Annotated in this window: 13 protein-coding genes; 6 read left to right on the top strand and 7 right to left on the bottom strand. The window is 72.6% G+C overall.

Annotated elements, in window-relative coordinates; genetic code table 11:
• Positions 1-120: 120 nt before the first annotated feature.
• Complete coding sequence (locus ACQPZP_RS12805) at positions 121-1,545, bottom strand: protein kinase domain-containing protein (RefSeq protein ID WP_433477845.1); 1,425 nt, start codon at positions 1,543-1,545, stop codon at positions 121-123.
• A gap of 105 nt (positions 1,546-1,650) precedes the next feature.
• Positions 1,651-2,226: a TetR/AcrR family transcriptional regulator gene (locus tag ACQPZP_RS12800; protein WP_433477844.1), complete on the bottom strand. Its 576-nt coding sequence runs from the start codon at positions 2,224-2,226 to the stop codon at positions 1,651-1,653.
• A gap of 73 nt (positions 2,227-2,299) precedes the next feature.
• Between ACQPZP_RS12800 and ACQPZP_RS12795 the strand changes: the two genes are divergently transcribed.
• Positions 2,300-3,007, top strand: a complete 708-nt coding sequence (locus tag ACQPZP_RS12795) for an enoyl-CoA hydratase-related protein (RefSeq protein WP_433477843.1) — start codon at positions 2,300-2,302, stop codon at positions 3,005-3,007.
• 1 nt (position 3,008) lies between these two features.
• Here ACQPZP_RS12795 and ACQPZP_RS12790 read toward each other — a convergent pair whose 3' ends face one another.
• Positions 3,009-3,680, bottom strand: coding sequence for a hypothetical protein (locus ACQPZP_RS12790; RefSeq protein WP_433477842.1), 672 nt, complete (start codon positions 3,678-3,680; stop codon positions 3,009-3,011).
• A gap of 23 nt (positions 3,681-3,703) precedes the next feature.
• Here ACQPZP_RS12790 and ACQPZP_RS12785 point away from each other — a divergent pair, with 23 nt between their 5' ends.
• Genes ACQPZP_RS12785 through ACQPZP_RS12770 form a run of 4 tightly spaced genes read left to right on the top strand, consistent with a single transcriptional unit; the run spans position 3,704 to position 7,098 of the window.
• Complete coding sequence (locus ACQPZP_RS12785) at positions 3,704-5,164, top strand: aldehyde dehydrogenase (protein WP_433477841.1); 1,461 nt, start codon at positions 3,704-3,706, stop codon at positions 5,162-5,164.
• The gene (locus ACQPZP_RS12780) at positions 5,161-5,895 is read left to right on the top strand and encodes an SDR family oxidoreductase (RefSeq protein WP_433477840.1); all 735 of its coding nucleotides are present in this window, start codon (positions 5,161-5,163) and stop codon (positions 5,893-5,895) included. The genes ACQPZP_RS12785 and ACQPZP_RS12780 overlap by 4 nt, the downstream gene beginning before the upstream one ends.
• Positions 5,892-6,734 (top strand): NAD(P)-dependent oxidoreductase, encoded by an 843-nt coding sequence (locus ACQPZP_RS12775; RefSeq protein ID WP_433477839.1) that lies wholly within the window; start codon positions 5,892-5,894, stop codon positions 6,732-6,734. Before ACQPZP_RS12780 ends, ACQPZP_RS12775 begins: the two co-directional genes overlap by 4 nt.
• The gene (locus ACQPZP_RS12770) at positions 6,727-7,098 is read left to right on the top strand and encodes a carboxymuconolactone decarboxylase family protein (RefSeq protein ID WP_433477838.1); all 372 of its coding nucleotides are present in this window, start codon (positions 6,727-6,729) and stop codon (positions 7,096-7,098) included. Before ACQPZP_RS12775 ends, ACQPZP_RS12770 begins: the two co-directional genes overlap by 8 nt.
• Here ACQPZP_RS12770 and ACQPZP_RS12765 read toward each other — a convergent pair.
• On the bottom strand, positions 7,095-7,667 hold the full coding sequence (locus ACQPZP_RS12765) for an acetamidase/formamidase family protein (protein ID WP_433477837.1): 573 nt from the start codon (positions 7,665-7,667) through the stop codon (positions 7,095-7,097). The two genes, ACQPZP_RS12770 and ACQPZP_RS12765, sit on opposite strands and share 4 nt — an antisense overlap.
• Before the next feature lie 160 nt (positions 7,668-7,827).
• Here ACQPZP_RS12765 and ACQPZP_RS12760 point away from each other — a divergent pair, with 160 nt between their 5' ends.
• Entirely contained in the window at positions 7,828-9,687 is a 1,860-nt protein-coding gene (locus tag ACQPZP_RS12760) for a beta-propeller domain-containing protein (protein WP_433477836.1), read from the top strand.
• Positions 9,688-9,691: 4 nt separating this feature from the next.
• Here the strand turns inward: ACQPZP_RS12760 and ACQPZP_RS12755 are convergent, their stop codons facing one another.
• Genes ACQPZP_RS12755 through ACQPZP_RS12745 form a run of 3 tightly spaced genes read right to left on the bottom strand, consistent with a single transcriptional unit; the run spans position 9,692 to position 12,794 of the window.
• A complete protein-coding gene (locus tag ACQPZP_RS12755) occupies positions 9,692-10,813 on the bottom strand; it encodes a D-alanine--D-alanine ligase family protein (RefSeq protein WP_433477835.1) in 1,122 nt (373 codons plus the stop codon).
• Positions 10,814-10,869: 56 nt separating this feature from the next.
• Positions 10,870-11,859, bottom strand: coding sequence for an NAD(P)H-dependent glycerol-3-phosphate dehydrogenase (locus tag ACQPZP_RS12750; protein ID WP_433469957.1), 990 nt, complete (start codon positions 11,857-11,859; stop codon positions 10,870-10,872).
• Between the two features lie 17 nt (positions 11,860-11,876).
• Positions 11,877-12,794: a lysophospholipid acyltransferase family protein gene (locus ACQPZP_RS12745; RefSeq protein ID WP_433477834.1), complete on the bottom strand. Its 918-nt coding sequence runs from the start codon at positions 12,792-12,794 to the stop codon at positions 11,877-11,879.
• Positions 12,795-12,804 lie beyond the last annotated feature (10 nt).

The following is a 12,804-nucleotide window of genomic DNA, read 5'->3' as shown; positions in this document are numbered from 1 at the left end:
CGAGGGCAGTCGAAGTCGATACTGCTCCAGAGCCATGGCCGGTCCTCCTCTCGGGTGCTCCGTCTTGGACGGGCTGACGTCGTCCACGGTGCCACCGGCCCTGCGGCGGGTGCAACGCATTTATTGATCAGGGGTGTCCGGCAGGGACGCGCCGAACGCGATCAGGGCCCAGAACGCGACCATGATCCAGCCGAGCGCGATCCCGGTGACCGCGAGGCCCAGCCCGCGCTCGCCGGAGCGCCGCAGCCGCACCCACGCCATGTGCCCGGCGACGATCGCGGGGATGGACGGCAGCCCGCACGTGATCAGGCCGACCGCGCCCATGGAGACCGCGTAGATCGCGAGGCTGTTGACGGGCGGCTTGGCGTGCGGGTGGTGCGCGGCCGGGTACTGGTGCGGCGGCTGCGTGGGGTGGCCGTGGTAGCCCGTCGGCTGCTGGTACACGGCCGCACGGGCGTCGATCGCGTCGGCGTAGCGGTGCCAGGACTCCGCCTCGGCCGTCCGGCCCTGCCCGCTGAGCAGCACGGCGAGGTTGCGCATCGCGCCCGGGTCGCCGGCCTGCGCCGCCTGCCGGTACTGCCCCTCGACGAGCGCCGCCGCCTCCCCCGCGGCGAGCGCCGGAGCCGGCGGCGGGACGATCGCGGACGTGTGCGCCCCCGGGGCCTGCGTCGGCGGCTGCGCGGGCGCCTGGGTGCGGGACCCGGCGGGCGCCTGGGTGCGGGGCCGGGGCGGCGCGGCCTCCTGCCGGACGCCGCTGGAGATGAGTCCGTCCAGCAGCGACTGGGCGGACGGCCGCCGCGCCGGGTCCTTCTCCAGCGCCGCCCGGACGGCGCTGAGCAGCGTGCCGTCGAGCCCGCTCAGGTCCGGTTCGCCGCTGATGATCTGGTGGATGACCGCCGGCAGCGAGTTGCCGCCGAAGCACGGCCCGCCGCGCGCCGCGAACGCCACCGTCGCGCCCCAGGCGAACACGTCGGACGCCGGGGTCGCGCCGCGTCCGTCCAGTTGCTCGGGGGCCATGAACGCGGGCGTGCCGACGATGCCGCCGGTCGCGGTGAGGCGCGTCCCGTCCAGGGAGCGGGCGATGCCGAAGTCGATGACGCGCGGCCCGAACGTGGACAGCAGCACGTTGGCGGGTTTCAGGTCCCGGTGCACGACGTCCGCGTCGTGGATCGCGGTCAGCGCGGTGGCGATGCCGACCGCGACCGCCTCCAGGTCGGCGCCGCGCAGCGGGCCCTCCTTGGCGACGGCGGCGTCGAGGCTCGGGCCGTTGACGAACTCCGTCACGAGGTAGGGCGGCTCCGCGGCGGGGTCGGCGTCCAGGACCGGGGCGGTGCAGAACGGCCGGACGCGCTGCGCCGCCGACACCTCCGCCTCGAACCGTGCGCGGTACTGCCGGTCGGCGGCGAACTCGCGCCTGATCACCTTGATGGCGACCTTGCGCCCGGACGCGTCCAGCCCCGCGTACACCGTGCCCATTCCGCCCTCGCCGAGGCGGTCCACGACCCGGTACGGGCCGATGCGGTCCGGCAGGTCGACGTGCGGCACGGGACGTTCTCCTCAGGACGGGAATCGGCCCGACAAGCCTGGCACATCCGGACGCTTCGCGTGCCACCGTCCGCGATCATTCTGCGGCGGGCCCGGCGGGCCGCCTCAGGCGAGCTCGGCGCGCAGCGTCCCCGCCACGACCTCGGCGGTCACCTCGAGCGGCCGCAGCTCGTGCGCCGCCCGGCCGAGCACGAGCGCCCCCTCGAAGGCGCTCAGGACGAACGTGGCCAGATCCCGGGCACGCGCCTCCGGAATCCCGGCCCCGGCCAGCCGCCGCGCGACGGAGACCTCCCACGACGCGAACACCTCGGCGCACGCGTGCCGCAACGGCTCGCTGGTGCTGGCGGCCTCCAGCGCCACCGTCGCGATCGGGCACCCGTCGCTCCAGTCGGACTTCCGCAAGGCGTCCGCGCTCAGCGCGAAGAAGTCGCGCACCGACTGGACGACGTCCTGCTCGGTCCGCTCGAAGACAAGGTCGAACAGACGCAGATAGCGATCGCCGGAATGCCGGACGGCCTCGGCGCCCAGCTGTTCCTTCCCGCCCGGGAAGAAGTGGTACAGCGACCCCCACGGCGCCTCGCCGGCGGCGGTGATCTGCTTGAGCCCCGTCCCCGCGTACCCCTGCTCGCGGAACAGCTGGGCGCTGGCCTCCAGCAGCCGGGTCCGTGTATCGCGCGTCATGCCGACACCCTAGCCATTGCCCTCACTAGATCGATCTATCTACTATGACGATCGATCTAGATATGGAGGACGCATGACCGTGCGCAGCGAACGCCGGGGACCCGTCGAGGTCATCACGCTCGACCGGCCGTCCCGCCGCAACGCCGTGGACGCCCCGACGGCCCGCCGGCTGGCCGGGGCCGTGCACGACTTCGAGACGGGCGGCGCAAGGGTCGCCGTCCTGACCGGCGCCGGCGGCACCTTCTGCGCGGGCAACGACCTCAAGGCGATGGCCGCGGGCGAATTCCCCGCCCCCACCGCCGACGGCCCGCCCCCGATGGCGGTCACGCGCGCCCGCCCGTCCAAGCCGGTGATCGCGGCGATCGAGGGCTACTGCTTCGGCGGCGGCTTCGAGCTGGCCCTCTGGTGCGACCTCCGCGTCGCCTCGCAGACCGCCGAGTTCGGCCTGCTCAACTTCGAGCACGGCCTTCCGTCCCTCGACGGCGCCACCGTGCGCCTTCCCCGCCTGATCGGCACGTCCCGCGCCCTGGACGTCCTCCTGACGGCCCGCCGCGTCCCTGCCCGGGAAGCCGCGGACTGGGGCCTGGTCACCACCCTCACCCCACCAGGCGAAGCTCTGAAAGCAGCCATGGCCCTGGCCGAACGGGTGGCGGCTCTCCCAGAACCTGCTCTCCAGGCCGCCCGAACCTCACTCCTGACCCAGTCGTCCCTGCCCGAACCGGAAGCGTTGAAGGACGAAACGCTTCTCGCTCTGGCCGCCCTCGCCCCGTCAGATCGGTGAGTTAGACGGGTACGTGGGGGGTGCCGTCGCGGAAGGGCGGGAACCGGAACTTGGCGGCGGTGGTGCCGGCGGTCATGCGGGTGATGTCGGCCTCGGCGAGGACCTCGGTGTCCTCGTCGATGACGACCTCCCAGCGGCAGTGCGGGACGCGGCCGGCGGGGACGCGGGGCGGGCGGTGGACGGGCCGGATGCGGGCCTTGGGATTGACGGCCTGGGCGGTGATGTCGAACGTGCCGTCCTCGATGGTGTGGCACATGCCGCGGACGGAGCGCTCACCGAAGGGCTCGACGTCGAGGAGGGCGCCGCAGGAGCGGAGCTGGAAGTAGCCGTGGGTCTCCGAGACCAGCTCGTACTCGACGTCCATGTAGTGCTGGGCGAAGCCGGGGTCGAGCTGGAGGCACTTGAAGATGGCGGAGACGCCGTTCCCCTCGATCTTCATGATCTCGCGGATCCGCCGGGTGTAGACGGGGCTCGCCCCCTTCCACTCCTCGATCGCGATCTCCTCCACGACCTGCTGGCCGTAGCGCAGGCCGACGGCGGCCAGACCGGAACGGTCGAGGATCTGCGCGATCAGCGCGTACTCGCGGACGAGCCGGACGAGCGCCTCCTTGGAGAGGTCCTCGAAACGGAAGTCGGGATCGAATTCGCCGGAATAGTCCTTGCGTTCGGTCATGGCCTGAACTGTAGTCTGGACAGGTGTCCAGAACAACCGATCGCTTGCTTCTGCTGGACGGGCGGCTCGTCCCCGGCACGGGCGGCGCCTTCGAGACGATCGATCCCGCGACCGAGGAGGTGCTCGGCACGGCCGCCGACGCCACGGCCGCCGACATGGACCGCGCGATCGGCGCGGCCCGCCGGGCGTTCGACGAGACCGGGTGGGCGGCCGACCACGCGTTCCGGGCGCGGTGCCTGCGGCAGCTCCGGGAGGGGCTGCGGCGGCGCGCCGACGAGCTCCGTGAACTCACGATCAGGGAGGTGGGCGCGCCCAGGTTCCTGACCTTCGGGGCCCAGCTGGACGCGCCCGTGGACGATCTCGGGTGGTTCGCCGACCTCGCCGAGGGCTACGAGTGGGAACGGGACCTCGGGCGGGCCGAGCCGATGGGGATGCCCAGCCTGCGGCGGGTCCGCCGGGAGGCCGTGGGCGTCGTCGGCGCCATCACCCCGTGGAACTTCCCGCACCAGATCAACCTGGCCAAGCTGGGACCGGCGCTGGCGGCGGGGAACACGGTGGTGCTGAAGCCGGCGCCCGACACCCCCTGGTGCGCGGCCGTCCTCGGCGAGGTCATCGCGGCGGAGACCGACATCCCGCCCGGCGTCGTCAACGTGGTGACGTCGTCCGATCACGGGCTCGGTGCGCAGCTCGCCGAGGACCCGCGCGTCGACCTGGTGTCGTTCACCGGGTCGACCGCGACCGGGCGGAAGGTGATGACCGCCGCCGCCGCGACGCTCAAGCGGGTGTTCCTGGAGCTCGGCGGCAAGTCGGCGTTCGTGGTGCTGGACGACGCCGACCTGCGGGCCGCCTGCTCCTACGCGGCGTTCGCCGGGGTGGCCCATGCCGGTCAGGGCTGCGCGATCACGACCCGGATCCTCGTCCCGCGCGAGGACTACGAGAAGGCCGCGGAGATCACGGCGAAGGCGCTCGCGAGGCTCGGCGCCGGCGACCCGCGGGACGACCGGACGATCTGCGGCCCGGTCATCTCCGCGAAGCAGCGCGAACGGGTCGAGGGCTACCTGGAGCTGGCCGCCGCGGAAGGCGGCGAGTTCGCGTGCGGCGGCGGCCGCCCGCAGGGCCGCGACCGGGGCTTCTGGATCGAGCCGACCCTGATCACCGGGCTGACCAACGACGCCCGCGCGGCGCGCGAGGAGATCTTCGGGCCCGTTCTGGTGCTGCTGCCGCACGACGGCGACGACGACGCGGTCCGGATCGCGAACGACTCGCCGTACGGGCTGTCGGGCGCGGTGCACGCCGGCGACGCCGAGCGGGCGCGGGCGGTCGCCCGGCGGCTGCGCACCGGGACGGTCAGCGTGAACGGCGGCGTCTGGTACGGCGCGGACGTCCCGTTCGGCGGCTACAAGCAGTCGGGCATCGGCCGCGAGATGGGCGTGGCCGGGTTCGAGGAGTACCTGGAGACCAAGGCGATCGCGGAGGGCGCATGAGGTTCGAGGGAAAGGTCGCGGTCGTCACCGGGGCCGCGCAGGGAATCGGCGAGGCGTACGCGCGGGCACTGGCGTCCGAGGGCGCGAGCGTGGTCGTGGCGGACGTGCACGAGCGCGGCCAGGGCGTCGCCGACGACATCAAGGGCCTGTTCGTGCGGACGGACGTGTCCGACCCGGCGTCCGTGGAGGCGATGGCGGCGGCGGCCAAGGAGCGGTTCGGCGGGATCGACCATCTCGTCAACAACGCCGCCATCTTCGGGACGATGAAGCTGGACTTCCTCTTCACCGTCGACTGGGACTACTACAAGAAGTTCATGTCCGTGAACATGGACGGTGCGTTGCTCTGCGCACGCGCCTGCTACCCCCACATGCAGGCGCGCGGGGGAGGCTCCATCGTCAACCAGTCGTCCACTGCCGCGTGGCAGTACTCGGGCTTCTACGGGCTGGCCAAGGTCGGCGTCAACGGGCTCACCCAGCAGCTCGCGCACGAGCTGGGCGGCATGAACATCCGCGTGAACGCGATCGCGCCGGGCCCGATCGACACCGAGGCGAACCGCACCGTGGTCCCCGGGAACATGTCGCAGAAGATCGTCCAGGACAAGATGGCGCTCAAGCGGATGGGCTCGCCCGAGGACCTCGTCGGTGCCTGCCTGTTCCTGCTGTCCGACGAGGCCGCCTGGATAACCGGCCAGATCGTCAACGTCGACGGCGGTGAGGTGTTCCGCTCATGAGGGTCGGGTTCATCGGGCTCGGGCAGATGGGCGCGCCCATGGCTGCCCGTCTCGCCGGCGAGGGCCTGGCCGTGTACGACGCGCGCGCCGAGGCGATGGCGCCGCTGGTGAAGGCGGGCGCGCGGGCTGCGCGGAGCGTCGCCGACGTGGCCGCGCACGCCGACCTCGTGTCGGTGATGGTCCGGGACGACGAGCAGGTGAACGAGGTGGGCGCGGAGGTGCTCGCGAGCGCCCGCCCGGGCACGGTCCTGGCGATCCATTCGACGATCCGCGCGAAGACCGCCGAGGACCTCGCGACCCGGGCGCGCCGCTACGAGATCGAGGTGGTGGACGCGCCGGTCAGCGGGGGGTTCATGGGGGCGAGCGCGGGCAGCCTCGCGGTGATGGTCGGCGGGACGGACGAGGCGTTCGAGCGCTGCCGTGAGCCGTTCGGCGCCTGGGCCGGCCTCGTCCTGCACATGGGGCCGGTCGGCGCGGGCACCCGCACGAAGCTGGCCCGCAACCTGCTGCACTTCGTCGCGTTCACGGCCGCCGCCGAGGCGCAGCGGCTGGCGGAGGCGTCCGGGGTGTCGCTGCGCAAGCTGGGCCGGGTGGTCCGGCACACCGACGCCGTCACCGGCGGCGCCGGCTCGATCATGCTGCGGCCGACGACCGCGCCCATGACGCCGGACGACGACCTGTACGGCATCCTGAGTCACACCCGGGACCTCGGCGAGAAGGACCTGGCGCTCGCGCTGGAACTGGCGGACGAACTCGGCGTCGACGCCCCGCTCGCCCGCATCGCCCTCGGCCGCTTCGGCGCCGGGCTCGGCCTGACGGAAGGGGACGGCGATGGATGAGCGGCGCGAGCGCGGGCTGGAGATGATGCGGCAGGTCTACGGCTGGGAGGTCGGAGACGCGCCCGGCGACTTCTTCGGCATCACCGTCGACCACCTCTTCGGCGAGATCTGGACGCGTCCCGGGCTGAGCATGCGCGACCGGCGCCTGCTCCTGATCGGTGTCCTCGCCGGTCAGGGGCTCAACGACGTCCTCGACATCCAGATCCCGGCGGCGCTGGCCAACGGGGAGCTGTCACCGGACGAGCTACGCGAGATCGGCATCTTCCTGACGCACTACATCGGCTGGCCGCTCGGCTCGAAGCTGAGCGTGCAGATCGACACCCTGATCGCCCGGCAGGAGAAGCGCGCGAAGAAGGACGGCTAGGCGATGCGCGGGGACGGGTCGGGCATCAGCATCGGCCCGGTCACGCGGAACCGCTCGACGCCCCGCCGGGTGAGGTTGACCCGCAGGTCGATCCAGCCCGGGAGCCCGGAGTCGCCGCAGCCGTACGCTCCCCGCACCGGGAAATGCAGGTCGCCCACGGACAACTTCGCTCCGCGGACGTTCACCGGCAGCAGGAGGCGCGACCCGGCGGCGAGCGGCGCGATGAGGCACCCGCCCACGTCGCGGCCCCGCGCGTCGCCCGGCACGGCCACGGCGTCGGACGGCGCGCAGCCGATGATCCCGGGGTGGCCGCCGGCGTCGCGCACTCCGCCGGACCGCCCGACGCCGAGCACGTCCACCACGATCACGTCGCCGGGCTCGGCGCCGACGACCACGAGCGGCCCGCACAGCAGCACCCCGGCGCCGGGCTCGCGGCCGGGACACTCCATCCGGACGGACCCGCCCGTGATGACCTCCGCGACGCCGGGAACGTCGGGGTGCCAGTGGGAATGACCGAGGACTTCCCGCGTCCCGGGGTCACCGAGGTCGAACACGGCTGGTGAGGGCATCGGGCGAAGCTCCTTCCGGCAGCGGATCAGGCGGTGATCCGATCATGACGGGCCGCTGTTTCCGCCCGGTTTCCGCGCCCTGACGCCCAGGTAAGACGCCCATCACCGGGAAATCGTGGAATCAGGGGAACCTCGCCCCCACTTTCGACATCCAAGGTCCATGCGTGGTCACGTCCGCGTACCGGCCGCGGCGATACTGCTCCTGACCGGGATCGCCGGGTGTTCCGGTTCCTCCGGCGACGGCACCCGCGACCGGCCGAGCCAGGCACCGCCCGTACGGCTCGTCGCCTATGACACCTGTGACAGGCTCCACGAGGAGTTGCAGCGCGCCACGGCCGACAAGGTCGGTCCCTACGGGCTGGACGACGCGCCCGCCCTCCCCGCCGACGGGACCTGGGCGCTGCGCAAGGGCCCGAGTGCCGCCGAGGCCCCCGGGCAGGCGCCGGACCATTCGACGACCAACTCCCACGAGCCGGGCGCTGACGAGCCCGATCAGGTGAAGACCGACGGGCGCAGGATCGTGACGGTCGCGGACGGACGGCTCAGGGTCATCGACCCGGCGACGCGCAAGGTGACCGGCACGCTGCAACTGCCCGGCGGGACCCGCTACGACGATGCGCAACTGCTGCTCAGCGGCGCCCGGGTGCTCGTCCTGACCCGGTCGGCACAGATGATCCCCTTCGACAAGCCGGTGCCGGGGCGGAGTCCCCTTCCCTCGCCGGACCAGGCGACGCGGCTGACGCTGGTCGATCTCTCCGGTGCCCCGAAGGTCGTCGGGTCGATGACGTCCGGCGGCGACTACCTGGACGCGCGGCAGACCGGCTCGACGGTGCGCGTCGTGGTGCGGTCCAGGCCGCGCATCCACTTCCCCGGCGGGAACGGCGAGAAGAAGGCGACCGCCGAGAACCGGAAGGCCGTGTGGGAGGCTCCGCTCGACGCCTGGCTGCCCGCCTTCCAGCTGGATGGCGGCCAGACCTACCGAACGCCCTGCGACCAGGTCAGCCGCCCGTCCTCGTACGCGGGTGCGTCGATGCTGACCGTGCTGACCTTCGACCTGTCGAATGGCCTCGGCGACCCGCAGCCGATCGCAGTGACCGCCGACGGCTCCACCGTCTACGGCAACGGGAAGAGCCTGTACGTCACCGGCACTCCCCCGCAGCTGTTCACGTGGCCGCGCGGCAAGAACGTCGAGCCCCACACCGACGTGTACAAGTTCGACGTCAGCGGCAGTGGACGTCCGCGTTACGTGGCATCGGGTTCGGTGAAGGGCTTCCTGCTGAACCAGTATTCGATGTCGGAACAGGACGGGAACCTGCGCATCGCCACGACGACCAGCCAGAACGAGCAGGACCGCAGGTCGTCCCAAAGCTCGGTCTACGTCCTGGCAGAGCGGGGTGCGGGCTTCACCGAGGTCGGGCGGATCGGCGGGCTGGGCAAGGGCGAGCGGATCCACTCCGTCCGCTTCATCGGCACCACCGCCTACGTCGTGACGTTCCGGCAGACCGACCCCCTCTACGTGGTCGATCTGAAGGACCCGCGCCATCCCCGCGTCACCGGCGAGCTCAAGATCAACGGCTACTCCGCCTACCTGCATCCGATGGCGGACGGGAAGCTCCTCGGCGTGGGCCAGGACGCCGACGCCACCGGCCGGACGACCGGCCTCCAGGTCTCCCTCTTCGACGTCTCCGGCACACCCCGCAGGATCAGCGTCCACAGGCTCCCCGAGACCACGTCCCAGGCCGAGTTCGACCCGCACGCGTTCCTGTACTGGCCCAAGACCGGTCTCACCGTCGTGCCCGTGATGCCGCGGGACGCCCGGGCGGCCGAGGCGCTCGCCCTCAAGGTCGCGGACGGCCGCATCACCGAGGCGGGCACCGTCCGGCATCCCGGCAAGGACTACCGCACCGGCGTCACCCGCTCGCTGGTCGTCGGCGACACCCTCTGGACGTTCTCCCCCGGCGGCGCCCGCGCCGTCGACGCGTCCACCCTCAAGAACGCCGACTGGCTCCCGTTCGGCTAGCGGCTCAGCGCAGGCCGGTGGACCGCCGGAGCGCCGTCTGGATGAGCCGGTCGACCAGCGCCGGATAGTCCAGCCCGGTCGCCGCCCACATCTGCGGGAACGCCGACGCCGGGGTGAACCCCGGCATCGTGTTGATCTCGTTGAGGATCCACCGGCCGTCGGGCGTGTGGAAGAAGTCGACCCGGGCGAGGCCCTCGCAGTCGAGCGCGTCGAACGCCTGCACCGCGATGCGGCGGACCTCCTCGACCGCCGCGGGCGGCAGGTCCGGCGGGATCGCCATGGCGGTGGAGCCGTCGAGGTACTTCGTCTCGAAGTCGTAGAAGTCGTGGTCGCCCGCCATCAGCACCTCGGCGGGCAGGCTCGCCTCGGCGGGGCCGTCGTCCAGGCCCTGCAGGACCCCGCACTCGATCTCGCGGCCCTCGACGGCGGCCTCCACGATGACCTTCGGGTCGTGCTCGCGGGCGGCCTCGACCGCCGCCTCCAGGCCGGACTCGTCGGTGACGCGGGTGATGCCCATGCTCGACCCGGCGCGGGCCGGCTTGACGAACACCGGGGTCCCGGCCGCGAGGCCCAGCTCCTTGATCTCGTCGATCTTGCGCTTGCGCTCGCGCCGCCACTCCCGGTCGCCGACCAGCACGTACGGGCCGACGGGCAGCCCGCGCGCCTGCCAGACGAGCTTCATGAAGCCCTTGTCCATGCCGACGGCGCTGGCGAGCACCCCGGCACCGACGTAGCGGATGCCGGCGAGGTCGAGAAGTCCCTGGATCGTGCCGTCCTCGCCGTAGGGGCCGTGCAGGAGGGGCAGCACCACGTCGACGTCGCCGAGGGTCGCGGGGACCTTGCCCGGCTCGACCACCATCAGGCCGCGGCTGTCCGGATCGAACGGCAGCGCGAGGACGCCGCCCTCGCCGGTCACCTCGGGCAGCCGGCCGTCCTCGATGGCGAGCCGCAGGTCCCGGGGTGGGAGCACCCAGCGTCCGTCGCGCGCGATGCCGATCGGCACCACCTCGTACCGGTCCCGGTCGATGGCGGCCATGACGGCGCCCGCGGTGACGCAGGAGATCGCGTGCTCGGAGCTGCGCCCGCCGAAGACCACGGCCACGCGGATCCTAGAAACCTGGGACATGAGGCCCGACCCTACCGGTGATCAGCCCGCCCGGGCCACGAGCGCGGCGATCATGCTCACACTCCGTACCGCTCGGGCTTCGGAGAACGCGAGATCAGCGAGATCGCCGCCTCCTTGATGGGCATGCCGCGGTGCAGGACGGCGGTGACCGCCTCGGTGATCGGCATCTCCACGTTGTGCTTGCGGGCCAGCTCCAGCACCGCCTCCGCCGACTTGACGCCCTCCGCGGTCTGCTTGGTGGCGGCGATGACCTGGTCGAGGGTCATCCCGCGGCCGAGGTTCTCGCCGAACGTCCGGTTGCGCGCCAGCGGCGAGACGCAGGACGCGACGAGGTCGCCCATCCCGGCGAGGCCCGCGAAGGTGTGCTCGTCTGCGCCGAGGGCGGCCCCCAGCCGGGTGATCTCGGCGAGCCCGCGGGTCATCAGCAGCGCCTGGGTGTTGGCGCCGAACCCGAGCCCGACCGACATGCCCACGCACACGGCGACGACGTTCTTCACCGCGCCGCCGAGCTCGCAGCCGATCACGTCCGTGGAGGTGTACACGCGGAAGTACGACGTCATGGTCGCGGCCTGCAGGCCCCGCGCGGCGTCCTCGTCCACGCACGCGGCGACGGCGGCGCTGGGCTCGCCGGTGGCGATCTCGCGCGCCACGTTCGGCCCGCTGAACACCGCCACCCGCTCCTCGGGGACGTCGGCGACCTCGCGGATCACCTCCGACATCCGCCGGGTGGTGCCGAGCTCGACGCCCTTCATCAGGCTGACGAGGACCGCCTCGCGCGGCAGCAGCGGAACCCAGCCGCCGAGGTTCTGCCGGAGCGTCTGCGCCGGGACGGCCAGCGCCACGAAGTCGGCGTCCCGCAGGGCCTCGGCCGGATCCAGCGTCGCGCGGACGCGTTCGGGGAGCGGGACGCCGGGCAGGTATTCGGCGTTCTCGTGCCGCTCGTTGATCCCCTCGACCACCTCCCGGCGGCGTCCCCACACCGTGACCTCGCCGCCGGCGTCGTGCAGCATCTTCGCGAACGTGGTGCCCCAGGACCCGGAGCCCATCACCGCGGTACGGAAGGTCACGAGTCGGCCGCCTTCGGCTCGGCGTTCCGCCGCCCGGTGTTCTCCGGGGCGGCGGGCGTCGCCGGCTCGGGGACGGCGGCCTTGGCGGCCTCGGCCGCCTGGGCCGCGCGGCGGCGCTCCTCCAGCACCTTGTGGTGGTCGTAGCGCTCCGCGGGCGGCTCCTGGCCGCGCAGCTCCCCGAGCAGGCCGGTGATCGCGGCCATGATGTCGTCGGTGGCCGCCCGCAGCGTGTCCCTGTCGAGCGGCAGCCCTTCGTACCCGGACAGGTCCACGGGCGGTCCGGCGATCACCCGCATCGTCTTGCGGGGCAGCGGGTGGAGGCCCTTCTTCAGGCTGCCCGCGAGGCCCGTCTGCTCGCCCTTCTTGTACGGCATCAGCTCGTGCGCGCCCCAGGTCGCCACCGGGACGACCTTGGCGCCGGTCTGCAGCGCCATCCGCGCGACGCCGGTCTGCCCGGTCATGGGCCACAGCTCGGGGTCACGGGTGCAGCTGCCCTCCGGATAGAAGATCAGGCATTCGCCGTCCAGCAGCGCCTTCTCGGCGTCCTGGAGGGCGAGGGCGGCGTCGGCGCGGTCGCGATGCACGGGGATCTGGCCGGTGCCGCGCAGCGCGTTCCCGACGACCTTCACGTCGAACAGCGTGGACTTGGCCAGGTAGACGGGGTACCGGCCCGACTCGTAGACGAAGTGGGCGAGCGCGAGCGGGTCGGACTCGGAGATGTGGTTGGCGGCGATGATGACGCCGCCCTTCCCGGGTACGTTGCCCCGTCCGCGCCAGTCCCGTTTCAGCAGCCCGAACAGCAGCGGGCGCAGGACGACGATCGTGAGCTTGCGCCAGGCCGGCGAATACCCGTGGCCCGTGCGTGCTCCCGGCGAGGGGGCGGCCCCCCGCGCCCCCCGCTTCGCTTCGCTCATTACGCCCCTC

Origin of the sequence: Spirillospora sp. CA-142024 (assembly GCF_050942325.1) — a bacterium.
GTDB lineage: Bacteria > Actinomycetota > Actinomycetes > Streptosporangiales > Streptosporangiaceae > Spirillospora.
This window is presented reverse-complemented; position numbering and strand designations above follow the sequence as displayed.